This is a genomic window from Rathayibacter sp. AY1B5 (assembly GCF_002932795.1).
Lineage (GTDB): Bacteria > Actinomycetota > Actinomycetes > Actinomycetales > Microbacteriaceae > Rathayibacter.
This window is the reverse complement of sequence record NZ_PSWM01000005.1, coordinates 1-24327: the sequence shown is the minus strand read 5'-3', so window position 1 is coordinate 24327 and position 24327 is coordinate 1. Positions and strand designations below refer to the sequence as shown.

The window sequence follows — 24327 nt, the reverse complement described above, 5'->3', positions numbered from 1 at the left end:
CGCCCCCGAACGCCGCCCCGACCGCGGGGCACCACCACCGATGAGAAAGGCGCGACGATGCGCATCTTCGACCCGCACATCCACATGACCTCCCGCACCACCGACGACTACCAGGCGATGTTCGACGCCGGCGTCCGCGCGGTCGTCGAACCCTCCTTCTGGCTCGGCCAGCCGCGCACGAACGTCGGCTCGTTCACCGACTACTTCGACGCCCTGATCGGCTGGGAGCGCTTCCGCGCCGCGCAGTTCGGCATCCGCCACCACTGCACCATCGGGCTCAACCCGAAGGAGGCGAACGACCCGCGCTGCCGGGCCGTCCTGCCCGAGCTCGACCGCTACCTCGCCAAGGACGGCGTCGTCGCGGTCGGCGAGACCGGCTACGACTCGCTCACTCCGGAGGAGGACCAGGTCTTCCGCCAGCAGCTCGAGCTCGCCGGCGAGCACGGCCTCCCCGCGATGGTGCACACCCCGCACCGCGACAAGGAGTCGGGCACCCGCCGGACCCTCGAGGTCGTCGCGGACTCGGGGCTCGAGCCCGGGCAGGTCCTCGTCGACCACCTCAACGAGGTCACCGTCGACGCGGTCCGCGACTCCGGCTGCTGGATGGGCTTCTCCATCTACCCCGACACCAAGATGGACGAGACCCGCCTGGTGACGCTGGTCGAGCGGATCGGGCTGGACCGCGTGCTGGTCAACTCCGCCGCCGACTGGGGCCGCTCCGATCCGCTCACGACCGCGAAGACCGGCCGCCTCCTCCTCGTCGCCGGCTTCAGCGCGGGCGACGTGGACCGGCTGCTGTGGCAGAACCCGGTCGAGTTCTACGGGCAGAGCGGACGCCTGGACCTCTCGCCCGTCGCGGGCTTCGACGTGCAGGAGTCGGTCGGCCGCACCTTCGAGGGCAACTCCGTGCTCCGGGGCGCGCCGCGCGTGGCGGAGGTCGTGTGATGCATCTCTCCTACTGCACCAACGTCCATCCCGCCGAGGACCTGGCCGGAGTCGTCCGCCAGCTCGACGTGTACGCCGGACCTGCGCGCGTGGCCGCCGGGCTCGCCCTGGTCGGAGTCGGCCTGTGGATCCCGCGCGACCTCGCGGCCCGCCTGGTCGCCAGCGCCGAGGACCGCGCCGTCCTCCGCGCGGCCCTGCAGCGCAACGGCCTGGAGGTGCGCACGCTCAACGCCTTCCCGTACGCGGCGTTCCACGCCGAGGTCGTGAAGCTCGACGTCTACCGCCCCGACTGGACCACCCCGGAGCGCCTGCAGTACACGATCGACTGCGCGAGGATCCTGGCCGACCTGCTGCCCGCGGGCGCCGACGGCAGCATCTCGACGCTGCCGCTGGGCTGGCGCGAGGGCTGGGGACGGGAGCAGGACGAGGCGGCCTGCCGCAACCTCGCCCGGCTCGTCGAGGAGCTGCGCGACCTGCGCCGCTCCACGGGCCACGCGATCCGCCTGGCGATCGAGCCCGAGCCCGGCTGCATCCTCGACACCGTGGACGACGTCGTCGACTGGCTGCACCCGCGGATCGGAGTGGTCGACCCGGCCTACGTGGGCGTCTGCCTGGACACCTGCCACCTCGCCGTCTCCTTCGCCGACCCGGCCTCGGCCGTGCGCCGCATCCGCGACGCGGGCCTGCGCGTGGTCAAGGTGCAGGCCTCCGCCGCGCTCCACCTGGAGGACCCCTCGGGCCGCGCCGCGCTCACCCCGTTCGTCGAGAAGCGCTACCTGCACCAGACCCGCGAGAACGGGATCGACGGAGTGCTCCGCGTCGACGACCTGCCCGAGGCGCTGGACACGCTCCCCGGCACCGGTCCCTGGCGCGTGCACTTCCACGTGCCGCTGCACCACCGGCCGGAGGCGCCGCTCTCGGCGACCACGGCCGTCCTGGCGGAGGCCGTCTCGGCGGTCGACGCCGCCTGGCCCTACGACGAGATCCACCTCGACGTCGAGACCTACACCTGGTCGGTGCTCGCCGACGCCCCGAGCGACCTCTCGACGGGCATCGGCGCCGAGCTCGCCTGGGCGGCCGCGCACCTGCTCACGCCCGCCTCCCGAGAGGCGCTGCTGGCGCCCCTGATCCCGCAGGCGGCGGCGCTGTGAGGCCGGTGCTGCTGCTCGACGTGGTCGGGCTGACCTCGACGGCGCTCGCCGACATGCCCCGCCTCTCGCGCCTGGCCCGCGGGGGCGGGCGCCTGCCGCTGGACACGGTCCTGCCCGCGGTCACCTGCAGCGTGCAGTCGACCATGCTCACCGGCTCGATGCCCGCGCAGCACGGGATCGTCGGCAACGGCTGGTACTTCCGCGACCTCGGCGAGGTGCACCTGTGGCGCCAGCACAACCGCCTGGTCACGGGGGAGAAGGTCTGGGAGACCGCGCGCCGCCTGAGCGGGGAGCCGTACCGCGCGGCCAACATCGGCTGGTGGTACGCGATGGGGGCGACGACCGACGTGACCGTCACTCCGCGCCCGATCTACCACGCCGACGGCCGCAAGTCGCCGGACGCGTACGTGCGTCCGCCGGCGCTGCACGACGAGCTGGTCTCGCGCTTCGGCGCGTTCCCGCTGTTCCAGTACTGGGGGCCGACCGCGTCGCTCCGCTCGACCCAGTGGATGGTCGACGCCACCCGGCACGTGCTGGCGGGCGACGGCTCCGGACCGCCCGAGCTGACGACGGCGTACCTGCCGCACCTCGACTACGACCTCCAGCGCTTCGGACCGGACTCGCCCGAGGCGCGCCGGGCCGCCTCGGAGCTCGACGTGGTGCTCGCTCCGCTGCTCGACGACGCGGAGGCGCTGGGCGCCTCGGTGATCGTGGTCGCCGAGTACGGGATCGCCGACGCGGACACCCCGGTCGACGTCAACCGGGCGCTCCGGCGCGAGGGCCTGCTCGAGGTCTACGTGCAGGACGGCGGGGAGCAGCTGGACCCGTGGACGTCGCGCGCGTTCGCCGTCGCCGACCACCAGGTCGCCCACGTCTACGTGCAGGACGCGGCGGACCTGCCGCGGGTGCGCTCGATCCTCGAGGGGCTCGACGGGGTCGACGAGGTGCTCGACCGGGAGGCGCAGGCCCGCTACGGACTCGACCACGAGCGCTCGGGCGAGTTCGTCGTGGTCGCACGGCCGGGGGCGTGGTTCACCTACTACTACTGGCTCGACGACGACCGCGCGCCCGACTTCGCCCGCGGCGTCGACATCCACCGCAAGCCCGGCTACGACCCGGCCGAGCTCTTCTTCGATCCGGCCGACCCGCTGGTGAAGGCGAAGGCGGCGGGCAACCTGGCCAAGAAGGCGCTGGGGCTGCGCTACGCGATGAATCTGGTGCCGCTGGACGCGTCGCTGGTGCGCGGCACGCACGGGAGGCTGCCGTCCTCGTCGGCCGACACTCCGCTCGTGCTGGCCTCGGACGCGGACCTGCTGCCGACCGGAGCCGCGTCGCTCCCGGCCACCGCGGTGCGCGACCTGGTGCTCGCGGCGCACGGCCCGGCCCTCGCGAAGGAGGCGTCGGCGCTCGCGCGCTGAGGGAGGGGACGTCCGGCGGCCTGCGCTCGCGTGCGGGCCGTCGGGCGGTGCGGGGTCGCTGCGGGCGGTCCCGGGCTCCGGTCCTCGCCGCGGGCCCACCCGGGCGGCCGGCGGCTCAGCGCGGCACGAGCCCGGTGAGCCGCGCCGTCAGCCGCTCGACGGGGCCGGCGCCGAGGAACCGCCACCACAGCACGGCGGCCGCGCACAGCCCGAGCACCAGGGCGAGAGCGGCGAGCGGGGTGTCGGCGGAGTAGCCGAGGCCCGCCCGGGCGAGTGCCGCGACGAGCGCCACCTGCAGCACGTAGACCGAGAGCGCGAGCGTGCCGATCGCCCGGAGCGGCACCAGCAGCCGTCGGACCGCGGTGGAGCGCGACGTGGTCAGCAGCACCACCGCGACGTAGGCCAGGAGCACGAGCCCGAGGTCGTGGAGGGTGTCCGGGAGGCTGCCGGAGGGCGACTCGAGGCCGAGCAGGAGCTCGATCAGCGGCCGCAGCGGGTAGACGACGACGGCGACCGTCGCGAGCACCGGCAGCAGCCGGTCGCGCCGGGCACCGTGGCGCAGCAGCAGGGCGCCGAGGAGGAAGAAGGGGAGCAGGTTCGTCACCCGGTAGCTCGGGCCCGTGAACAGCCAGAGCGTGAGCGGCGAGCCGGGTGCCGCGGCGGCCACGGCGGCGTTCAGAGGTCCGGCGACGAGCGCCAGCAGGGCGGCCACGGCGGCGACGACCCGCGAGCGGAACAGGAGCAGCGGCGTGCCGAGCACGAGCACGACGCCGAGGTACTGCAGCACGATCGCGATCCAGCTGCCCCAGGTCTCGAGCCAGACGCCGAGCGCCACGAGCACGGCCCCGCGGATCGCGTTCCGCAGCAGCACCCTCCCGGGCGAGGCGCCGGGCCGCGCGAGCACGAGGGCCGCCGACATCCCCATCACCAGCGCGAACAGCGGCGACGCGAGGTCGTTCACGGTCCAGGCCAGGAACCCGACGGGTCCCGTCCGCGCGCTCGGCACGAGGGGCATCGCGTGGGCGACGAGCATGGCCGCCACCGCCACTCCGCGCAGCACGTCGGGGGCGACCAGGCGGTCGTGCCGGAGTCGCGGAGCCGTCGCAGTCATCCCGCGAGAGTAGGCGCGCGCCGGCCGCCGCGCCCCGCGCGAGCGCACCTCGCGCCACCGGCCGTCCCGGCCAGGCCGCCGGCCGCCCGGCCTCGTCGCCGGCCGCGCGCTGCCGCCCGCTCCGCTCCGTCGGCCAGGGTCTCGGGCCGCTGCGGCGATCCGTCGGGAACGGCCCGTCCCGCCTTCCTGCACGGGCCGTTCGCGACGGATCAGCGCACGCCCGCGCCGCCGCCCGCTCTGCGCCGCCGACGCCCGCTCTGCGCCGCCGCCGCCTCGCGCTCGGCACCGCCGCGACGTTCCGGCCGTGCCCCGGCCTGCTCCGATGCGTCACGAACGGTCCCGTCCGCCCTTCCGAAGCGACCGTTCGCGACCCCTCGGCGCCTCCCTCCCGCCCGCGCGCGCGAGCGCCCCGCACTCGGCCCGCACCGAGCCCGACCCGGCATGCTGGACGGATGACCGACGCCGCCCCGTCCCCCGACCGCCCGCGCCGGGCCCGCAGCCAGCACGTCCTCACCGTGCTCCGGACCGAGCGCCTCACCGGCCACCTGGTCCGCGTGCACCTCGGCGGCGACGGGCTCGACGCGTTCCTCGCCGAGTCCGACCCCGAGCGACTCGCTGCGACCGACCGCTACGTGAAGCTCCTGCTCCCGCCGCGCGGCTCCGACCTCCAGCCGCCCTTCGACCTCGACGCGCTCCGGGCGACCGTCGCCCCCGAGCAGCTGCCCGTGCGCCGCACCTACACCGTCCGCTCGGTCGACCTCGAGGAGCGCTCGGTCGCCGTCGACTTCGTCGTGCACGGCGACGAGGGAGTGGCGGGGCCGTGGGCGCTCGCCGCGGCTCCCGGCGACCGGATCGCCCTCTCCGCGCCCGGCGGCGCCTGGTCCCCGAGCGCCGACCCCGAGGCCGCGCACCTGCTGCTCGGCGACGACTCCGCTCTGCCGGCGATCGCCTCCGCCCTCGAGGGGATGCCCGCGCACGCCCGCGGCCTGGTCCTGATCGAGGTGGACTCGGCCGCCGACGAGCTCGATCTTCCCGCTCCGGCCGGAGTGGAGGTGCGCTGGCTGCACCGCGGCGGTCTCGAGGCCGGCCGGTCGCTCGTCGCCGCCGTGCGGGCCGAGCCGAGGCCCGCAGGCGTGCTCGAGGTCTTCGCGCACGGCGAGCGCACCGCGATGAAGCAGCTGCGCGCCCTCCTGCAGGACGAGTGGGGCGTGGAGCGCCGGGCGCTCTCGCTCTCGGCCTACTGGGCTCTCGGCCGCGCCGAGGACCGCTTCCAGGCCGAGAAGCGCGAGCCGGTCGGCGCGATCTTCGCCGACTGACGGGGGAGCGCACTCCGTCCGCGGATCGCCGGGAAGGGACTAGCCTCGGACCCACCTCTACTCCGGTCCCCACGACCGGTCCGCCCGATGGCGTTCCGGCCCTGCGAGCCTCGTGCCCGCCGCCCCCGCCGTCCCGCGGGCTGCTCGACCGAGAAGATGAGGAGGGCCCCCGTGGGAGTGCTGATCTTCGGTGCCTGGCGGCGCCGGATCGAGTTCGAGGACCGGACGCTCGCGCACGTGCGGATCGCGGTGCGCGCGCGGATGGAGCAGGGACAGCCGTTCCGCCTGACCTGGAGGACGCTGCAGGAGTCGGAGCCGCGCTCGCACGCGATCCTCGTGCAGCCGAACGCGGTGCTGGAGTACCGATTCGATCATCCCCGGCTGAACGCCGTGAACCGCCTCTGGCTGCGCGAGCTCCTCACCCCCGCGTCCGGGCGCGACATGGTCGTCGCCGCCGAGCCCGAGCAGGCGCCGCTCCTCGGTGGCGACCGTCCGTCCCCGATCCCCGAGGGAGGGGTCGCGGCCTAGTCGGAGCGGAGCCGTTCAGCGCCGGGCGAGGCCGACCGGGAGCCCGCCCGCGAGGGCGGCGGCGGATCCGAAGAGCAGTGCCCCCACCCCGCCGAGGGCGGTGGCGACGACGGTGTTCAGCACCGCGCCGACGAGCGCGACGCCCAGCACGTCCGACAGCCCGCGGTCCGCCGAGGGCCCGTCCTCTCCGGCGGGCGGTCGACGCGGATCGCCGCCTGCTGCGTGCAGGACCTCCCTCGCGCAGTGGATCCTGCCCGGACACGGAGCGCCGCGCAGGACGCCGCGGCCACCGCGCCTGCAGGACTCCCGCCGCGGATGTCGCATCGCCGCGGCAGCCGGACATGTACCTGTGACTCCGCGAAAGGGGAACCATGAGCATCCGCTCCCGAGACGACTTCTCCGAGCTGTACCGCGCCCACTACGACGACCTGCTCCGTATCGTCCGCCGCGCGCTCCCGCCGCGACGGTCGACGACGTCGTCGGCGAGACCTTCCTCGCCGCCTGGCGTCGCCGGCAGGACCTGCCGGAGAACGTGCGGCCCTGGCTGTTCGGCACGGCCCGGCACGCGATCCTCAACGCCGCCCGCGGCGAGAAACCGCCGGCAGGCGTTGGCCGTGCGGATCGGGACCCTCGCCCCGGAGGAGCAGGCGGATCCGTCGGTCGGCGACCGCCTCGACCTGGAGAGCGCGTGGAAGCGGCTCCCCCTCGCCGAGCAGGAGGCTCTGGCCCTCCACGTCTGGGAGGACCTCCCGCAGGCCGAGGCCGCGCAGGTGCTCGGCTGCTCCCGGGCCGCCTACGCGATGCGGCTCACCCGCGCGAAGCGGCGTCGGCCACTTCGTGCAGCGGGAGGCCCCCGGGCCGGTCGCGGCCGCGATCCTCCGGCACCTCCGACCGCTCGACTCGCACCCGCGCCTCCGGTGACGCGCGGGAGCGTCGGGGCCCGGAGTCGTCCTCCGGGCCCCGTCGCTCACACCTGGGCGGTGCCGCTGTCCTCGACCGGGCCGGTCGCGTCCGACTCCTCGGCGATCTCGGTGCCGGTCTCGTCCGCGCGGGCGCGGAGTGCGTCGGCCATCGCGCCGGCGCCCTCGGCTCCGTGGTCGTGCTCGACCTGGTCGATCAGGCCGCCGAGCTTCTCGTCGTTGCCGGCGTCCTCGGCTCCGTCCATCACGGGGCTGTTCTGCTCGTTGTCGCTCATGGCGCTCCTCCTGGGTCGACCGGCCTCTGCGCCGGTGGTCCGACGCTACGCGCGCGGCCCGTGCGGTGCAGGTGATCGACGGGAATCGGCCAGTCCGCTATCGGGGTGCCGACCGACGTTCCCGAGTTCCCCCGAATCGAGCGGATATCGCTTCCGCCCCGCTGGAGAAGTGAGCGGATATCGTCTGCCGAATGAGCCCCTATCGCTTTTCGGCGAGATGAACTGTTCTCTCAGACAAGGACCCCTCAGGTGCCCTCCCTGCTATGATCGGGCGACTTCTGCACCAGGGACCGGGGGTCGTTCTCGGCGGACGATCGATCATCCACACGCCTGTTATCTCGATCATCACCAGTGAAGGCGCGTATGGCTTCGTATCTCTTCGTCTGCTCCGGCGGCGGGCATCTCAAGGAGATGTTCGCCCTGTCGGGGCTCCTCGGAGTCGACCCGGAGGAGCAGCACTGGGCGACCGTCGACAGCGCCCTCAGCCGCACCCTCCTCGCCGATCGGCGCGTGACCCACCTCGCCGATCCGCCGCCCCGCGCCGTGGTGCCGGTGCTCCGCAACGCGATGATCGCCCGCTCCCTGCTGGCCCGCGGCTCCTTCGACGCCGTCTTCAGCACCGGCGCCAGCCCCGCCCTCTCCTTCCTCCCGCTCGCGGCCTCGCGCGGCATCCCCGCGCACTACATCGAGAGCGCCGCCCGCGTGCTCGGCCCGTCGATGACCGGTCGGATCCTCGCCCGGGTCCCCGCCGTCTCGACCTACACGCAGTACCGCTCCTGGGCCGACGACCGCTGGAGCTTCGGCGGCTCGATCTTCGACACCTACCGCGTCGAGGACGTCGTCCCGCAGCCGATCCGCCGCGCCGTGGTCTCGGTCGGCACGCAGGACGGCTACCCGTTCCCCCGCTTCTTCGCCGCGCTCGCGCCGCTGCTCGAGGGCGTGGAGGTGCTCTGGCAGACCGGAGCGAACGACGTCTCCGGACTCGGGATCGACGGCCGCCACTCCGTGCCGCACGACGAGCTCAACGCCGCGATGAAGGCGGCCGACGTCGTCATCGCGCACGGGGGAGTGGGCACCGCGCTCAGCGCCATCGAGCAGGGCCGGGTGCCGATCCTGGTCCCGCGCCGCGCCTCGTTCGGCGAGCACGTCGACGACCACCAGGTGCAGATCGCCACACGCCTGGCCGACTCCGGCCTCGCGGTCACCGTCGACATCGAGGGCCTCTCCCGCGAGACGCTCGAACTCGCCGCGGCGAGGCGGGTCGTCTCCGCCGATTCCGCCGTGCCCTTCGTGGTGCACGAGACGGCCGAGAAGTCCTCGGGCCTCTCCCGCCGACTCTTCCCCTCCTCCCGCTGATCCCCGCCCGCGCGACCAGACGTGATGAGAACGACATCCGCGCGTCATCCGCGGCCCGTACACTCTCGAATGGGTTGGGGGGCCGGACGTCACTTCATGTGCGTCGAATTCGGAATGGTCGGCCGACTCGACACTGATGGCGAAAGCTCCGAAGGATTCTCGATATGACTGACACCCCGCGCGGCCTCTCGCGCCGCCTCCTGCTCGCCGCCTCCGCTGTCGGAGCCGCCGCGACCGCCTCCGCTCTCGTGGCGACCCCCGCGCTCGCCGCGCCGAACTACAGCGTCATCCCGAGGCTCCCGGGCGAGGTCTCGCGCCTCGACACCGCGATCTCGAGGAACGGCAGGAAGCCGTACGAGATCATCGACGTGAAGATCGGCAACGACTCCACGCGTCTCTTCGTCCCGCACTCGGCGAAGCCGGGATCCGGCTCCCCGGTGCCGGTGGCCTGGTTTTACCACGCCAGCGGCAGCAGCTACAAAGCGCTCGACAACGCGTACAGCTACTCGGCCGACCCGCTCGTCGACCTCGGCTTCGTCAGCATCAGCCCCGACTTCGGCGGCCCGAGCAACTACACCAACCCCACCGCGCTCGCCGTGCAGACGGCCGCCACGGCCTGGGTGCAGAACCTCTGGAACGTCCGCGGGAGCTTCCTCCGCTCGAACTCCGGCGGCGGAGCGATGATGTGCTGGGCCTACGCGAAGAAGATGGTGCCGAACATCTACGGGGCGTACCACGCCAGCAGCGTCTTCGACGTCGAGGACCTCGCGGCGCGCGACGACAGCCAGCCGAACCGCGTCCTCGCCGTCTACGGGGGAGACCGGGCGCTGATGCGCGCGACCAACCCCGCCCGTCTGCCGCAGTCCGCCTGGCAGGGCGTTCGTCTGCGCGTCAGCGCCGGCACGGCCGACGAGCTCGCTCCCGCCGAGCTCCACGGCGGACGCCTGCGCCGCCTGGCGCTTCCCGTCGCCAAGGAGGCGACGATCGCGTATCACAGCAGCGCCGGCTACCAGGGCGGCCACATCGTCCCGACCGCCACCAACAGGGACTCGGTCGAGACCTTCCGCCGCTGGCTCCAGGAGGGCCCCGCCTGATCCGCGTCAGGACCGACGCGACCCCTCCTCCCCGGGGGTCGGCGCCAGGGTCGAGCAGTGGAGGAGGAGGAGGGCACGGCATCGCAGGCGTCCCAGCCGCCGAGAGGCGGCTCGCGAGGGCATCGCGATCCTCATCGAGGCCGACGGGACCACTCCCGTGAGCGCCGCACCGCCCGCCCCCTCCTCCACCACTCCGCTCCGACGCCAGAAGGACTCCCTGACGTGATCGACATCCTCCCGCGACGGCTCCTCGTCGGCGCGCTCTTCTCGGTCGCCCTGGTGATCGTCCTCGGGATGGGGTACATCTTCTCGACCCGGGAGCCGGCCACCGGCCTCCTGGTGATCGCCGCCGGAATCGGCGGGATCATCGGCGCCTTCGTGCTGCTGCGGGTCCCCGCGCACTGGCTGCCGGCGATGGCGCTCGCGTTCTTCGCGCTCGTCCCGACGCCGCTGACCCCCTCGACCCTGACCTTCCGCATGACGCTCTGGGCGGTCATCCTCGTGATCTGGGCGATCCGGCGCGGGCTCGCTCCCGAGCTGTGGCGCGCCCCCGTCAAGGCGTGGACCCGCGAGCTCGTGCTCTCCCCGTGGCGGGCCGTGGTGATCCTCGCGTTCATCGCCCTCATGCTCTGGTCCGCCGTGGCGACGGTGCGCAGCTCCTTCGCGAGCGAGGGCGTCTCGTGGCTCTTCAGCTTCGCCATCTGCGTGGGCGTGCCGATGCTCGTCTTCGACGCCCAGCGCGAGGCCGTGCTGCTGCGCAAGACGTGGGTGATCCTCTCGGGGCTGCTCGCCCTCTACGCTGCCCTCGAGCTGGTCGCGCAGAGCTCCCCGATCCTCGGGGCCGTCTACGGCGCCCTCGGCTACGAGCAGGACCAGCACTGGTCGCTCTACCGCGCCGAGATCACCTTCGGCCACCCGCTGCTCGCCGGCACCTTCCTCACCGTGGGCGCCGGGCTCGCCTTCGGCTCCTGGCTCCAGGGCTCCCGCAAGTCGGACCTGCTGCTGGGCATCCTGGCCTCGGGCGGTGTCGTCGCGACCGTCTCGCGCGGACCGATGGCGGCCATCGCCGTCGCCGTCGTCGTCGCGCTCGTCGCCGTCGGCTTCCTCAACCCGGACCGCTCGCTGCTCCGGCCCGGCTCGATCCTGATCGCCGGCCTCATCGCGGGCGTCGGAGTCCTCAACTTCGAGCCCGTCACCGCCCGCAACAACAACCTCGACGCCTCCATCTCGGCCGGTGCCCGCGACCTCGCGGTGACCGTGTCGCTCAAGGCGGCGGAGCTCACGCACTGGCTCGGCTCCGGAGCGGCGACGTCCGGCATCAGCGGCAGGCGGTTCTCGGACGTGGTCATCGAGAACTCGTTCCTGCAGCTGCTGATCAGCGTCGGCATCCCCGGCCTGCTGTTCTTCGTGATCATGGTGGCCGCGATGTTCGGCGCCGCGCTCAGCCGTCGGGACGTCGGCCCTGCGGCCGGCCTGCTCGGCTTCATGGTCTGCCTCGCCGGCTACAACGCCATCGACGCGGTCCGCCCCAGCCACCTGCTCCTGGGCTTCCTCGTCATCATCTGCCTGAACCCGGTGCACGTCCCCGACTTCTCCAAGGGCATCCGGATGCGCCAGCCGCTCGGGGCGCGGATCTTCGACGCGCCGATGGCCGTCGGGATGCGGGGCGAGCGGTGAGCCGCCGCTCGCGCAGGAACGACTCGTCGCCGGCCGCGCTCGTCGTCCAGCAGTCGCTCGCTCCGCCGGACTCGACCACGCAGTACGTCGACTCGATCGTCGACGGCCTGGCGCCCGGCGTCGAGCTGCTGTTCTTCTCCTGGCGCAGCGCCCTGCTCGCCGACTACGACGTGCTGCACGTGCACTGGCCCGAGCTGATGATCCGCGGCCGCAGCCCGGTGCACCGCTTCCTGCGCCGCCGCGCTCTCGACGTGCTGCTGGTGCGCCTCGCGCTCCAGCGCATCCCGCTCGTGCGCACGGTGCACAACCTGCACCCGCACGAGCTCGGTCCCGCCGCCGAGCGCCGCTCGCTCGCCCGGATCGACCGAGCGACCGACCTGTTCGTCCGCCTGAACCCCACGACCGTCACTCCCGGCCGGGCGCCCGCCGTCACCGTGCTGCACGGCCACTACCGCGACCAGTTCGCCCAGCACCCGCTGCCCGAGCGCGAGCACGGCCGCGTGCTCTACTTCGGCATCATCCGCCCGTACAAGGGCGTCGTCGAGCTGATGGACGTGTTCCACGGCGTGGAGGACGACTCCCTGTCCCTGCACGTGGTCGGCAGCCCCAGCACGGGCCAGCGCGAGCTGGTCGAGGAGCGGGCCGCCCGCGACACCCGGGTGCGCACCACGCTCCGCCGGGTCGACGACGCCGAGATGGTCGACGAGATCGGCCGGGCCGAGCTGATCGTCCTGCCCTACCGCGAGATGCACAACTCCGGGTCGATCCTGGTCGCCCTCTCGCTCGGCCGGCCGATCCTGGTGCCCCGCACGCCCACCAACACGGCCCTGGCCGAGGAGGTCGGCAGCGACTGGGTGATCGAGTACGACGGCGATCTCACTCCCGAGCTGATCACCTCCGCGCTCGAGCGCACGCGCACCCGCCCGCCGGAGGGGCTCCCCGCGCTCTCCGGTCGCGACTGGGACGTGCTCGGACTCCAGCTCAAGAAGGCCTACGAGGGCGCGATCGCCACCAAGAAGGGCTCGACCCGATGAGCGAGACCACCCGGAAGCCGTCCCCGAGCCTCGGCCGCTCCGCGAGCCGCGGCGCCGCCGTCACCATCGGCGGGCAGGCGATCCGCATCGCCGTCCAGCTGGGCAGCATCGTCGTCCTCGCGCGCCTGCTCGCGCCGGCCGACTACGGCCTGCTCGCGATGGTCACGGCGATCATCGGCATCGGCGAGATCTTCCGCGACTTCGGCCTCTCCTCCGCCGCCATCCAGGCGAAGGAGATCACGCCGGGCCAGAAGAGCAACCTGTTCTGGATGAACGCGGGCATCGGCCTCACCCTCACCCTGCTGGTCATCGCGGCCTCGTGGCCGATCGCCGCGCTCTACGGCGACGACCGGCTCCAGCTGCTGACCGTCGTGCTCTCCTCGACGTTCCTGCTCAACGGGATCTCGACGCAGTTCCGCGCCGACCTCGCCCGGCACCTCCGCTTCGTGAAGCTCACCCTGGTCGACATCGTCGGCCAGGTGCTGGGCCTCGTGGTCGGCGTGCTGATGGCGCTCGGCGGCGCCGGCTACTGGGCGCTGGCCGCGAGCCAAGTCGTGCAGCCGCTCATCGGCGTGCTGATGCTGGTCTTCATCACCGGCTGGCGGCCCGGCCGCTACCGCCGCGGAGAGGCGATGGGCCACTTCCTCCGCTACGGAGGCGGCGTCTTCGCGACCCAGGCGCTGACCTACGCGAGCAAGAACGTCGACTCCGTCATCATCGGCGCGCGCTTCGGCCCGGTCGACCTGGGCCTCTACAACCGCGCGTTCCAGCTGATGATGCTGCCGCTGCAGCAGCTCAACGCCCCGGCGCAGCGCGTGGCCCTGCCCGTGCTCTCCAAGCTGCAGGACGAGCGCGAGCGGTTCCGCACGTTCATCCTCTTCGGCCAGTCGGCGATGCTGACGGTGATGGGCCTCGTGCTCGCCGTCCTCGGCTCCCAGTCCGACTCGGTCATCCGGATCCTGCTGGGGGAGCGCTGGCTCGCCTCGGTCCCGATCTTCCAGATCCTGCTCGTGGCCGGGTTCTTCCAGGCCACGGCGTACTGCTCCTGGTGGGTGTTCCTCTCCAAGGGCCTGGTGCGCCAGAGCGTCTGGTACAGCCTGGCGACCCGCCCGCTGATGGTCGTCCTGATCCTGCTCGGCTCCAACTGGGGAGTGACGGGCGTCGCGATCGCGTACGCCGGCTCGCTCGCCCTCACCTGGCCGATCGCGCTGATCTGGATCGGCCGCACCTCCGACGCCCCCGCCCGCGAGATGTTCACCAACGGCCTCCGCAGCGGCATCGCGTTCGGATCGATCACGGTCGGCTCCTTCTTCTCCACCGTCTGGATCCCCGCCGACCAGCCCGTCCTCCGCCTCCTCGTGGGCGGCGCCGCCGTCCTGGTCGGGGTGGGGCTCTGGATGCTGATCCTCCCCGCGTTCCGCCGCCAGATCCTCGGCCTCGCCGACCTGCGCCGCCACTTCCGCCGCAGCCGCCCGGCCGCCGCTCCCGCCCCGGCAACGGTCGACGCCACCAGCCCCACCGGTGACAGCGCGCTGGTCGACGGGGCCGTCACGGCCGGCACTCCCGACTCCGAGCGGCCTCCCGCCGCCGTCCCCCCCACCGAAAGAGATCGATGAAACTCAAGCTCGGCGTCGTCAAGTCCTGGAAGAAGGACTTCGTCACGACGACCCGCCTGCCCGCCCGTCGCGACGCGGCGGTGCTCCGCGCCGCCCTCGCGGACCTCCGCCCCGAGCCCGAGTCGCACCTCGTGATCGCCGCTCCCGGCAGCGGCAACATCGGCGACCAGGCGATGCTGGAGGCGTTCCTCGAGAACACCACCGGTCCCGTCGTGGTGATCCAGCGCTACGCCGGCGACGTCGTGATCCCCGAGGAGCAGGCCGACCGCGTCGAGGTCGTCGAGCTCCCGCACCTGGTCTACGGAGTGGGCGACGCGCACGCCGCCGACCTCCGCGCCTACGCCGCGCTGATCCGCCGCGCCCGCTCGGTCTCGGTCGTCGGCGCCGACATGATGGACGGCAAGTACAGCCTCCGCGGCTCGGTCCGCCGCTCCCTGCTCGCGCAGGCGGCCGCCGAGGCCGGGGTGCCCACGCGCATCCTCGGCTTCTCCTGGAACGCCGCGGCCCGCCTCGCCGCCCGCCGCTCCCTGATCGCCGCCTCCCGCGCCGGCGTCGTCCCGATGCTCCGCGACCCGCTCTCGGCGGAGCGCGCCCGGAGCATCGGCGTGCAGCGCGTCGAGGAGGTCACGGACATCGTCTTCTCGGCGCGCACCCGCGACCGCAGCTTCCGCGAGGGGCTGGGACTGCCGGAGGGCGTCCCCTTCGCTCTCGTGAACGCGAGCGCCCTCGTCGCCGGCATGGTCGACCAGGTGCCGGAGTACGAGCGCATCGTCGACCGCCTCCGCGCCGCCGGCGTGCACGTCGTGCTCCTCCCGCACGTCTCCCGCCCCATCGGCGACGACAAGGTGGCCGTCCGCGCGGTCGCCGAGCGCGTGGGATCCGAGGGCGTCACCGTCGTCGACCGCGTGCTCATGCCCGCCGAGATCCGCGGCCTCGCCGAGGACGCCCTGCTGACCGTCACCGGCCGCATGCACCTCGCGATCATGTCGCTCTCGCTCGGCGTCCCCGCGATCACTCTCGCCACCCAGGGCAAGGTCGAGGGCATCATGCGCCTCATCGGCCTGCCGCAGCTGTGCGTCGAGCCGGTCCCCGGCTTCGCCGACCGCGTCCTCCCGGTGATCGACCGCATCCTCGCGGAGCCGGGCGACGGCGGCGTGCGCGCCACCATCGACGCGGCCATGCCCGAGGTGCGCCGCCTCTCGGCGCTCAACACCCGCGGCCTCGGCGCGGAGGTCGTGCGATGAGCGCGGCGCAGGAGAAGGGACCGCGCATGCGGATCATGTTCGTCGTCACGTCGCTGCACGGCGGCGGGGCCGAGTTCGTCGCCCGCACCTGGATGGGCTGGCTCCTCGAGCAGGGCCACCACGTCGACGTCGTCACCACCTCGGTGAAGGGCACCGACGAGTACCTCCCCGAGGGCGCGGTGCTGCACCGCATCGGCGAGGGCAAGGGCCACGTCGGCAAGGCGCGGATGCTCAAGGAGCTGTTCCGCCGCCGCACCCCCGACGTCGCGGTCGCCCTGCAGGGCTACCCGAACATCGTGCTCCTGGCCTCGGCCGAGATGACCGCGAAGGCGGACCGTCCGAAGACCATCGTGAGCGAACGCAACCTCGTCTCGCTCGGCATCCCGGGCTTCTCGAAGACCCAGAAGGTGCAGCTCGGGCTCGCCAAGACGCTCTACCGCCGCGCCGACCACGTCATCGCGATCTCGCACCCCGTCGCAGGCGAGCTCGTCGCCGGCTTCGGCGTCTCGGGCGAGCGCTGCACCGTCGTGCCGAACCCGGCGACCGCCAAGGTCGACCGCTCACGCCAGGTCTCGCGCACCCCCGGCACCGCGGCGGGCCTGCAGATCGTGCTGCCCTGCCGCCTCGTCGTCCAGAAGCGCCCCGAGCTCGCGATCCTCGCGGCCGAGGAGCTGGAGCGCCGCGGCATCCCCGCGAAGGTCGTCTCCTTCGGCGGCGGCCCGCTGCTCGGGAGCATGAAGGCGGAGGCGACCGCGCGCGGCGTGGACTTCCAGGACATGGGCTGGGTCGAGGACTGGTTCCACCACTTCGACGAGAACGCCGTCGTGCTCCTCCCGTCGCTGCGCGAGGGCTTCGGCAACGTGCTGGTCGAGGCGGCCGCCGCCGGCGTCCCCTCGGTCGCCGTGTCCGGGGCGCTCGGAGTCGCGGACGCGATCGTCCCCGGCCTCACCGGCGAGCTCGCGCTCACCCCGTCCGCCTCCGACCTCGCCGATGCGCTGATCCGCGCGAGCGAGCTCGAGATCACCGGCATCGACCGCTGGCTCGACCGCTTCTCGCTGGAGTCGAGCGGCCGCGACCTCGAGACGGTGCTCCGCCGGGTCGTGGGGCAGAAGTGACCCTCGTCTCGGTCGTCGTCCCGGCGCACCAGGAGGAGGCGCACCTCGCCTCCGCTCTGGAGCGCCTGCTGCGGCAGACCCACGCCGAGCTCGAGATCCTCGTGGTCGACGACGCCTCGACCGACGGGACCGAGGCGATCGGCCGCGCGTTCGCCGACGAGCACGAGCGGATCCGCTACCTCCGCCAGGACGAGAACCAGGGCGTCGCCGCCGCTCGCGAGCGCGCCGTCGGCGAGGCCGCCGGCGAGTGGGTCTGGCTGGTCGACGCCGATGACGAGTGGCCGGAGACCGCGGTCGAGGCCATGCTCACCGCGGGGGAGGCGGGCCGCGCCGACGTGGTGGTCGCCCAGGCGGTCACGGTCGACTCGACCGGATCCACGCCCGTCGGCTCCCTGCGCGGCCCGCTCGCGCTCTCGGGCCGGGGCGCCTTCACCGCGCTCCTGGTCGGCGAGCTGACCGGGCACCTCTGGAACAAGCTGTTCCGCCGCGAGCTGTTCGACGGCATCGACTTCACGCGGATCCGCCAGCACTCGGACCAGGCGCAGGTCGCGCAGCTGCTCGCCGCGGCCGACGAGGTCGTCGTCGTCCCCGACTCCGTCTACGAGTACCGCCTCCGGTCCGGCTCGATCATCCGGTCGGGCGCGAAGCGCGCCGACTCGCTCGCCGGGCTCGCCGCGGTGATCGAGCGGACGGCCCGCGGGCTCGACCCGCGCATCCTCGACTCGCAGGACTACTCCTACTACCGCGCGCGCTTCTCCCTGCTCTCCCGCTTCAAGGACGCCACCTCGGGCGCGCACAGCCCCGAGGAGGCCGACCGGCTCTGGCGGGCCGCGCACGACGAGGCGGGCGTCCGGCACCTGGTCGCGCTCGTGCGCCGGCGCGACCTCAAGCGCTCCGTCCTCTTCGGGCTCGCCGCCGCGGCGCCCGCGCTCTACCGTGCGGCGATGAGCGCCGGGAACGGACGCCGGTGACCGTCGTCTCCCCGGTGAGCGGAAAGGCCGGAGTGCACGTCCCGGCACTCGAGTCCTCGTCACTATTCCGCCGAATGTGCGGCGCGGACGACACACCCTTAGTCTTGATCGTCGGTCGCGTTGTGCGACCGAGCCTGCGTGCTTCTCTGAGCCTTGTTCACCTCGGGTGGAATTCACGAGCGGTCCGGCCGGGCACAAGGGGGAGAGAATGAAGCTGCTGAAGCCTGCGGGCGGAGCCCGACGCGAATGGGTGGATTTCGCCAAGGGCGCCGCCATCCTGATGGTCGTGTACTACCACACGTCGCTGTACCTCGGTGACATCGGGGTCGAGAACACTCTCGGCCGCATCAAGGTCGTGTTCGAGCTGTTCCCGATGCCCCTCTTCTTCCTGGTGTCCGGCCTCTTCGGCTCGCGCATCCGCACCTGGAGCTTCCGCGACCTCTGGCGCCGCAGGCTGTACCCGCTGCTCTGGCTCTACGTGGTCTGGTCCGTGATCCGCATGGCCTTCTACCTGGTCGTGCCGCTCGCGAACGGCGGCCTCGGCGAGCTCCCCGCGACCGATCCGCTCAACCTGCTCCTGCTGTTCTTCTGGCCCAGCAGCAGCTACTGGTTCATCTACGGCCTCTTCCTCTTCACGCTCGGCGCGTGGCTCCTGCGGAAGGTCGACCACCGCGTGCAGGTCGCTCTCGCCGCGGTGATGGGGACGATGTTCACCACCGGTCTCCTCAACACGACCAATGTGGGCTGGAACCGCATCGGCGCCCTGTTCGTCTTCTTCCTGGTGGGCACGCTCTACTCGAAGAGGATCATCGACTTCGTCGAGCAGAAGGGGAGCCGCGCGTTCCTCTACGTCACTCCGGTCTTCGTCGTGCTGAGCGCGGTGCTCTTCCTCTTCCCGATCCGCTGGGTGCCGTTCCTCGCCCTCGCCGGCCAGATGGCCGCCGTCGCGATGGGCATCCTCGTGTCGCGGGCCCTCTCCCGGGTGCGCTTCCTGAACTTCTTCACGATCTGCGGCGAGCGCAGCCTGCACATCTACCTGCTGCACCTCTACTTCATCGTGATCGCCATCACGGTCCTGCGGGTGATCCTCCCCGAGGACCGCTCCGAGCTCGGCGGCTTCGAGGTGCCGCTGCTGCTGGTCGTCATGGTGCTGGCGGTCGTCCTCTCGCTCTTCGTGACCCGCTACCTCTCGAAGGTCAAGTGGATCTACGTCCCCCCGGCCGCCCTCGGCGGCCCCGGCAAGCGGCGCACGCCCGTGCCCGTCCCTGCGCGCGGCCCCGGAGCCGTCTCCGATCCCGCCGCGGTCCCGGCCGATGAGCCCGGTACCTCCCCCAGTTACGAGAAGAAGAGAGCGGAGTCCCACGAGTGAAGACGACACGAGCACGCAGCGCCGGAGTCCTGGCGGCCGTCGTGGCCGTCGCCCTCGGGCTCGCCGGCTGCTCCTCGCAGCCCGAGCCCGTCCGCACGCCCGACGGCTTCACGACGGAGAAGGCGATCGAGTACCGCTCGGTCGACGGCGTCTCGCTGAAGGCCGACGCCTGCCTCCCCACCGAGGGCGGCACCGACCGGCCCGCGCTGCTGATGCTGCACGGCGGAGGATTCGTCGACGGCGCCCGCGACGAGGGCGGGATGACCGAGCTGTGCGAGTACTACGCCGAGCGCGGCTTCGTCTCGGTCTCCGTCGACTACCGCCTCCTCCAGGACAGCCGGTACCCCGGCCAGATCGAGGACGCGCAGGCCGCCGTCGAGTGGCTGCGCGACCCCGCGCAGGTCACGCGCTTCGGCCTCGACCCCGCCCGCATCGGCGTGATGGGCAGCTCCGCCGGAGCGATCATCGGAGCGACCATGGGCACGCTCGGCGAGGGGTCCCTCACCGAGGGCTCGCGGGTCAAGACGGTCGTCGCCTTCTCGGCGGTCGCCGACATGACCGAGACCGGGATGTCGCTGGGCTCGCCGGTGCCCGAGGCGAAGGAGCAGATCCTCGCCTACCTGGACTGCGACGAGATCGACTCGACGAGCTGCCCGCAGAGCATCCCCGCGTCGCCGATCACCTCGGTCGACTCCACGGACGCCCCGCAGATCTGGCTCACCTCCGAGGACGAGCTCGTCCCGGTCGAGCAGGCCGACGCGATGCAGGTCGCCCTGCAGGACGCCGGAGTGGCGTCCGAGGTCGGCGTGGACGGCTCCGGCCACCACGGGCTCCAGAACAACACCCCGAACAACAAGAAGGCGATCCTCGCCTTCCTGCAGGCCCACCTCTGATCCACCGCTTCCGCGCGAAACCTCGCGGCCGGTTCCGCGCAACGCGGACGACACATCACGACGCTACAGTCAGACCCCCTGCACTCCGGTGCAGTCGACGAAAGGGACACCACACACCATGACCTTGAACGGACTGTTCGCCGGCATCGGCCGGAGGTGGGTCTACATCGTCGCCTTCGCTCTGCTCGGCGCCGTGGCGGCCCTGGTACTCAACGCCGTCCTCCTCCCGCAGTACAAGGCGGACGCGCGCGTGTACGTCGCGGTCTCCTCCACCGGGGTCCTCTCGACCGCGGACCGGGTCGCGGCCAACAGCGCCGCCGCCCAGGCCACGGTCACCTCCGTCGCCCTCGGCACCTCGGACACCGTCCTGCAGGGCGTCATCGACGGCCTCGGCATCGACGAGCCCATCGAGGACTTCGCCAAGCGCGTGACCGTCCTCGCCGAGCCGGAGTCCGTGGTCATCACGATCTCGGCCACCGACCCCTCGCCCGAGCAGGCCGCGGTCATCGCCAACGCGGTCGCCGCCCAGCTCGACGCGGCCGTGAAGGGCTCCGACCCGGCGACGACCACCACGAACGGCGTCGCCGTCCCGCAGATCCAGCTCCAGGTGCTCAGCCAGGCGCTCCCGCCGGAGCTGCCGGTCACCGGAGGCATCCTCGTCCTGCTCGCGCTCGGCATCCTCGGCGGCGCCGTGGTCGGCGTGGGAGTGGCGATCGTGATGACCGCCCTCGACCGCCGCCTCCGCAGCGGCGACGACGTCCGCTCCGCGATCGACCGGCCGCTGCTGGGCATCGTCCCGGTCAAGGCCACCAAGCTCGACGAGATGCTGAACTCGACCGAGATCCCGGCCCGCTACTCGGCCGTGGCGTTCGAGCTCTCCGCCATCGCGCGCACCCGCTCGTACTCCTCCTTCGCGATCGCTCCGGCGTCCGAGAAGACCCCGCACACCGCCACCGCGGTGCTGCTCGCCAAGGCGCTGGCCGTGCTCGGCTCGTCCGTCGTGATCGTGGACGGCACCGCCGAGGGCTCGGCTCTCGCCTCGGCCTCGGGCGGACGCCCGGGTCTGCGCGAGGTGCTCGCCGGATCCGCCTCGCTCGACGACGCGATCATCAAGCGCTCGACCGACCGCCTCGACCTGCTCCCCGCGGGCGGCGCCCAGGCGGGCACGCCGATGCCGACCGACGCCCTCCGTGCGCTGGTCGAGGAGCTCGAGAAGGTCTACGACATCGTCCTGATCGTCACCGGCACCCTCGGCGCGACCGAGCAGTCGCCGACCTTCCGCGGCGTGGCCGACGGCGCCGTCCTCGTGCTGATCGAGGGCAAGGTCGACTCGCCCCAGGCCGCCGCCGACGTGCACTGGATCGAGACCGCCGGCACCCCTGTGGTCGGCGCGGTCGTCCTGGCCCGCCACAAGCTGCAGAAGGCCCCCGCGATCGTCTGATCGCGTCCTCGCACGCTGCGGAGAGCGCACCCCGGCCCCGGCCGCGGTGCGCTCTTCCGTGTCCGGGGCGCGCGCGGTGCCCGCCGGGGCCCGCCCGCCCCGACGTCGGTGCCCAGACGGCGGACAGCCCACTCCGGCGGCTGGGCGGCCCCTCCGGCGCCCACGCGGCTCCTCCGGCGCTCAGACGGCCCCTCCGGCGCCCGGACGGCCCCTCCGGCCCCTCTCCGTCCCCCGCTCGCCGCGCAGGCCCGCAGAGGTCGCGCGGTACTCGCGGGCGACCCCGCCGACTCCTGCGTGCTCGAGAGGAGCGGGCGCGTCGGTCGGCTCCCGTCCCGTCCCCGTCCGCCCGCCCCGTCCCGCGGTCCCGGAGGCGCCGAGCGCCCGCCCACGCCCTCGCCGACTCCGCAGAAGTCGCGGAAGCCGCGGCAGTCGCGCTGGGCCCCGGCCGACCGTGCGCGGTCGACGGGAGCAGAGCACACGCAGAACCGCCGCCGTCGAGGGGACGACGGCGGCGGTTCTGCGCGCGGGGAGCGGATCAGGTCACGGCGTGCAGGCCACGTTCCCGATCAGGTCCTTCCCGGAGTTGGAGCAGCTCAGCGAGTTGCCGCTGGTGGACCAGTTGGACGGCTGGTGGAGGTACACCACGGCGTCCCGGGTCTTCAGCGCGAGGTTGCCGCTGATGGTGTTGTCGTTGCCCGAGCCGTCGGCGCGGGTGATCACCTGGTAGCCGTAGGTGGTGGTGCCCGCGGCGGAGTTGCCCGCGGCCAGCCAGCCGTTGCCCGAGACCAGGATCAGCGAGACGACGTCCGAGGCGAGGCGGGATCCTCCGACCACGGTGTTCCCGAGGATGTCCCCGTCGAGGGTGCCCTCCTTGGCCTCGATCGGCTCGGCGCCGGTGTCGCTGATCGTGTTGTCCACGACGGCGATGCGGGCCGTGCGGTCCGGGTCGCAGTCGTTGAACTCGCACCAGTTGCGGTCCGAGGTGCCCACGTAGACGCCCTCGCCGTACTTGGCGGCGACGAGACCGGTGCGGCGGATGGTGCTGCCGACGATCAGCGAGTCGGTGGTCTGGTTGCGGAAGTGGACCGCCTCGTAGCCGATCTCGCTCACCGTCAGGCCGGCCATCTGGACGCCCGTGCTGGCGAGCACCTGGATGCCCTGGAAGGAGCTGCGGACCGAGAAGCCCACGAGGTGGACGTCGCTCACCGTGTTCAGGATGAGCGCGGTGCCGCTCGAGGTGGATCCGGTGGTCAGGACCGCGTTGGGCGAGCCGCAGATCCAGATCGAGCCGGGCTGGGCGGCGGTGCCGCGGAGGGCGAACTTGCCGGTGTAGACGCCGTCGGCCAGGCGGATGACGTCACCCGAGCGCGGGTTGGCCAGGGCGGTGACGAGCTGCGCCGAGTTCGTCACCGTCTTGGTGGCGGCAGGGCAGTCGAACGCGGCGAGCAGCGAGTCGCGGGAGTCGAGGAGGTCGGCCGTGGTGGTGGCCGACTCCGTCAACCGGGAGTCGCGGCCCGCGTCGTCGGTGGCCGAGACGGTGTACGTGTAGGCGCGTCCCGCTTCGGCGGTCTCGTCGCGGTACTGGCGGATCGGGTCGGCGACCGTGCCGACGACGGTGTCGCCGGAGCCGTCCTCGTTCGAGCGGTGCACGTCGTACGAGACGACCCGCGAGCTGAACGGCGCGTCCCAGGCGACGGTGTAGCCGTCGGTCAGGGGGGAGAGCTCCACGGCGTCGGTCGCGAGGCCGTCCTCGGCGAGCACGAACGCGTCGATGATCAGGTTCTTATCGGTCGAACTGGAGTTCTTCGTCCCGGTGTAGGAGATGGTCACGGTGTGCGTGCCCTCGGCGAGGCCGGTCGTCTCGTAGACCGGCACCTGGTACTGCGCGGTCGAGCTGTAGCGGTCGACCTTGGTGACGGGCCCGCCGTCGACCGAGACCGCGGCGATGCCGGAGGAGGAGGTCTTCCGGCTGATCCAGCGCCACGATGTGCCGACGAAGGTGAACTGCACCGATCCGGCGGAGGTCAGGTACTTCATCCCGCCGCCGCTGTCGCCGCCCGCCATCGACCTCCACGAGCCGGTGTACTGCAGCGCGGGGTCGGTCTCCTGTACGAGGAGGCTGGTCGCTCCGGAGGGGTCGAGCACGGGTCCGTCGTCGCCGCCGCCGGTCTCGTCGGTCGGCTCCTCAGTGGCGGGAGTCGCGCGGGTGATGTCGAACGCGTCGATGACGAGGTTCTTGTCGCTCGCAGAGCTGTTGGCCCTGCCGCTCCAGGCGATCTTGACGGTGTGGACGGTGTCGGCGAGGTCCTTCTTCGTGAACACCGGGACCTGGTACGCCGTGGTCTTCGTGTACCGGTCGACCGAGGTGCTCGCGCCGTCGACCGTGACGGTGGCGATGCCGGCGGAGGCGGTGGTGCGGCTGATCCAGCTGAAGCCGGTGCCGCGGAAGCTGAACGAGACGGAGCCGGTGCTGTTGAGGAACTTGATCCCGCCGCCGCTGTCGCCGCCCGTCATCGTGCGCCACGAGCCGCTGTAGGTCAGCGAGGAGTTCGTCTCCTGGATCCGCGTGCTCTGCCCGGCGCCCGGGTCGAGGGTGGCCGCGGAGGCGGCCGGGGCCGTGAGGGGGGCGACCAGGATGCCGAGAGCGGCGATCAGAGCGGTCGTGAGGGAGAGGCGTGCGCGTCGTCGGCGGGGGCGGGGCGGGTCTGGCGTCGTCTGAGGATTCACGATCGGCTCCGGGTCTTCGAGGGGGCGTCGCGGGTCTCCCCGGCCGATCCTCCTGCCGCGCTGCCGTCGTGGGCCGGGCCGGCCGTGCTCCGGAGGAGCGGGCCCAGAGCCGAAGGCGACCCCAGC

General features: G+C 72.8%; 20 protein-coding genes and 2 pseudogenes. 18 read left to right on the top strand and 4 right to left on the bottom strand.

From position 1 onward, the window contains the following. Window positions 1–57 precede the first annotated feature (57 nt). The 3 genes from C5D44_RS04960 to C5D44_RS04950 are packed head-to-tail and all read left to right on the top strand — an operon-like array spanning window position 58 to window position 3514. Complete coding sequence (locus C5D44_RS04960) at window positions 58–945, top strand: TatD family hydrolase (protein WP_104275877.1); 888 nt, start codon at window positions 58–60, stop codon at window positions 943–945. Next, complete coding sequence (eboE, locus tag C5D44_RS04955) at window positions 945–2096, top strand: metabolite traffic protein EboE (RefSeq protein WP_104281028.1); 1152 nt, start codon at window positions 945–947, stop codon at window positions 2094–2096. The genes C5D44_RS04960 and eboE overlap by 1 nt, the downstream gene beginning before the upstream one ends. After that, the gene (locus tag C5D44_RS04950; protein WP_104281027.1) at window positions 2093–3514 is read left to right on the top strand and encodes an alkaline phosphatase family protein; all 1422 of its coding nucleotides are present in this window, start codon (window positions 2093–2095) and stop codon (window positions 3512–3514) included. Before eboE ends, C5D44_RS04950 begins: the two co-directional genes overlap by 4 nt. Before the next feature lie 115 nt (window positions 3515–3629). Here the strand turns inward: C5D44_RS04950 and C5D44_RS04945 are convergent, their stop codons facing one another. After that, window positions 3630–4625: a DUF418 domain-containing protein gene (locus C5D44_RS04945; protein WP_104281026.1), complete on the bottom strand. Its 996-nt coding sequence runs from the start codon at window positions 4623–4625 to the stop codon at window positions 3630–3632. A gap of 452 nt (window positions 4626–5077) precedes the next feature. Here C5D44_RS04945 and C5D44_RS04940 point away from each other — a divergent pair, with 452 nt between their 5' ends. Next, window positions 5078–5941 (top strand): siderophore-interacting protein, encoded by an 864-nt coding sequence (locus C5D44_RS04940; RefSeq protein ID WP_104281025.1) that lies wholly within the window; start codon window positions 5078–5080, stop codon window positions 5939–5941. A 171-nt stretch (window positions 5942–6112) separates the two neighbouring features. Then, entirely contained in the window at window positions 6113–6469 is a 357-nt protein-coding gene (locus tag C5D44_RS04935; protein ID WP_104281024.1) for a hypothetical protein, read from the top strand. Window positions 6470–6484: 15 nt separating this feature from the next. Here the strand turns inward: C5D44_RS04935 and C5D44_RS17920 are convergent, their stop codons facing one another. After that, window positions 6485–6619 carry a DUF3566 domain-containing protein gene (locus tag C5D44_RS17920; RefSeq protein ID WP_181110138.1) on the bottom strand — a complete coding sequence of 45 codons (135 nt, stop codon included), beginning with the start codon at window positions 6617–6619 and terminating at the stop codon, window positions 6485–6487. Between C5D44_RS17920 and C5D44_RS18705 the strand changes: the two are divergent. Both C5D44_RS18705 and C5D44_RS18700 read left to right on the top strand, forming a co-directional pair. Beyond that, a pseudogene (locus C5D44_RS18705) lies at window positions 6570–7049 on the top strand (RNA polymerase sigma factor); the annotation flags it as partial. The gene C5D44_RS17920 and the pseudogene C5D44_RS18705 sit on opposite strands and share 50 nt — an antisense overlap. A 34-nt stretch (window positions 7050–7083) precedes the next feature. Beyond that, window positions 7084–7284: pseudogene (locus C5D44_RS18700) on the top strand (sigma factor-like helix-turn-helix DNA-binding protein); the annotation flags it as partial. 152 nt (window positions 7285–7436) lie between these two features. On the opposite strand, the gene C5D44_RS18385 reads toward C5D44_RS18700, so the two are convergent. After that, on the bottom strand, window positions 7437–7664 hold the full coding sequence (locus C5D44_RS18385) for a hypothetical protein (protein ID WP_104275870.1): 228 nt from the start codon (window positions 7662–7664) through the stop codon (window positions 7437–7439). A 363-nt stretch (window positions 7665–8027) separates the two neighbouring features. On the opposite strand from C5D44_RS18385, the gene C5D44_RS04925 reads away from it, so the two are divergent. The 11 genes from C5D44_RS04925 to C5D44_RS04875 all read left to right on the top strand — a co-directional run bounded on the left by C5D44_RS04925 (window position 8028) and on the right by C5D44_RS04875 (window position 21474). Further along, complete coding sequence (locus C5D44_RS04925) at window positions 8028–9020, top strand: glycosyltransferase (protein ID WP_104275869.1); 993 nt, start codon at window positions 8028–8030, stop codon at window positions 9018–9020. A gap of 164 nt (window positions 9021–9184) precedes the next feature. Next, window positions 9185–10114, top strand: coding sequence for a S9 family peptidase (locus C5D44_RS04920; protein WP_104281023.1), 930 nt, complete (start codon window positions 9185–9187; stop codon window positions 10112–10114). Window positions 10115–10336: 222 nt separating this feature from the next. Further along, window positions 10337–11791, top strand: a complete 1455-nt coding sequence (locus C5D44_RS04915) for an O-antigen ligase (protein WP_104275867.1) — start codon at window positions 10337–10339, stop codon at window positions 11789–11791. Next, complete coding sequence (locus C5D44_RS04910; RefSeq protein ID WP_104275866.1) at window positions 11788–12825, top strand: glycosyltransferase; 1038 nt, start codon at window positions 11788–11790, stop codon at window positions 12823–12825. The genes C5D44_RS04915 and C5D44_RS04910 overlap by 4 nt, the downstream gene beginning before the upstream one ends. Continuing rightward, window positions 12822–14441, top strand: coding sequence for a lipopolysaccharide biosynthesis protein (locus C5D44_RS04905; RefSeq protein ID WP_104281022.1), 1620 nt, complete (start codon window positions 12822–12824; stop codon window positions 14439–14441). The genes C5D44_RS04910 and C5D44_RS04905 overlap by 4 nt, the downstream gene beginning before the upstream one ends. Continuing rightward, a complete protein-coding gene (locus C5D44_RS04900; RefSeq protein ID WP_104275865.1) occupies window positions 14438–15685 on the top strand; it encodes a polysaccharide pyruvyl transferase family protein in 1248 nt (415 codons plus the stop codon). Before C5D44_RS04905 ends, C5D44_RS04900 begins: the two co-directional genes overlap by 4 nt. A gap of 26 nt (window positions 15686–15711) precedes the next feature. Then, window positions 15712–16800 carry a glycosyltransferase gene (locus C5D44_RS04895; protein ID WP_181118449.1) on the top strand — a complete coding sequence of 363 codons (1089 nt, stop codon included), beginning with the start codon at window positions 15712–15714 and terminating at the stop codon, window positions 16798–16800. Beyond that, on the top strand, window positions 16797–17771 hold the full coding sequence (locus C5D44_RS04890) for a glycosyltransferase family 2 protein (protein WP_104281021.1): 975 nt from the start codon (window positions 16797–16799) through the stop codon (window positions 17769–17771). The genes C5D44_RS04895 and C5D44_RS04890 overlap by 4 nt, the downstream gene beginning before the upstream one ends. 208 nt (window positions 17772–17979) lie before the next feature. After that, window positions 17980–19140, top strand: a complete 1161-nt coding sequence (locus tag C5D44_RS04885; protein ID WP_104281020.1) for an acyltransferase family protein — start codon at window positions 17980–17982, stop codon at window positions 19138–19140. Continuing rightward, window positions 19137–20033: an alpha/beta hydrolase gene (locus tag C5D44_RS04880; protein WP_104275861.1), complete on the top strand. Its 897-nt coding sequence runs from the start codon at window positions 19137–19139 to the stop codon at window positions 20031–20033. Before C5D44_RS04885 ends, C5D44_RS04880 begins: the two co-directional genes overlap by 4 nt. A 118-nt stretch (window positions 20034–20151) precedes the next feature. Next, entirely contained in the window at window positions 20152–21474 is a 1323-nt protein-coding gene (locus C5D44_RS04875; RefSeq protein ID WP_104275860.1) for a Wzz/FepE/Etk N-terminal domain-containing protein, read from the top strand. A gap of 540 nt (window positions 21475–22014) precedes the next feature. On the opposite strand, the gene C5D44_RS04870 is transcribed toward C5D44_RS04875, so the two are convergent. Then, on the bottom strand, window positions 22015–24201 hold the full coding sequence (locus tag C5D44_RS04870) for a hypothetical protein (protein WP_104281019.1): 2187 nt from the start codon (window positions 24199–24201) through the stop codon (window positions 22015–22017). Window positions 24202–24327 lie beyond the last annotated feature (126 nt).